General features: G+C 41.2%; 1 protein-coding gene. It reads left to right on the forward strand.

Annotation, left to right across the window (positions count from 1 at the left end):
* The coding region (locus tag IEQ44_RS17100; RefSeq protein WP_227487604.1) for a hypothetical protein at positions 1-202 on the forward strand (202 nt) is incomplete at its 5' end.
* Positions 203-745: the final 543 nt, after the last annotated feature.

Below are 745 nucleotides of genomic sequence, written 5' to 3' on the forward strand. Positions count from 1 at the left end.
GAGAGAGAGAGAGAGAGAGAGAGAGAGAGAGAGAGGTGGAGAGGTGGAGGGAGGGAGGGAGGTTAAGGAAAGAAAGAGAGAAGGAGGTAGACACAGAAAAACAGTCACCAGTGTTGACTATTTCCATTTCCAATATTTTTACTTCTACTCCCCTACATCACGCCTCCAAATATTGTACTTTTACTCCACTACAATTATGTGAAAACTTGAGTTACTAGTTACATTGTAGATTGTGTTTATTATTGCGAAACCTACATTAATCACTTCAGCCCTATATACATTTCGGCCATTTGAAAATAGCCGATCTACATGTTCTCGGTTGTGAGCATGTAGATCTGCTATTTTCACGATTTCTGCCTCTAATATTTGACAGTTTGGCCAGTTTAGTATTAAAAAGGTCTTGAAAGTCCTCAAATTGTCACTTTATAAATGTCTAGTAGACACCCTGTACACACTTATACTGGATGTTGGATTATTTGTGAGAAAGTGAGAAAAAAATGGACATCAAGCTAATCATCTGGGGACCCCACAAAATAATTTGGGGACCCCACTTGGGGTCCCGACCCCAACTTTGGGGACCCTTGGTCTACAGTGTACCTACCACGTCTCTGCAGTCATACACGAACTTGGACAGGTTTGATATACAGCAGTGGTTCTTTATTTCATGTCGAAGACCTCCAAATTGACCCTTATTAGCCCGTGGACCCCCATTTTAAAATATATGCCTGAGACCCTCGTATAAAAG

It is taken from the genome of Nocardioides malaquae (assembly GCF_015070385.1).
Taxonomy (GTDB): Bacteria; Actinomycetota; Actinomycetes; order Propionibacteriales; family Nocardioidaceae; genus Nocardioides; species Nocardioides malaquae.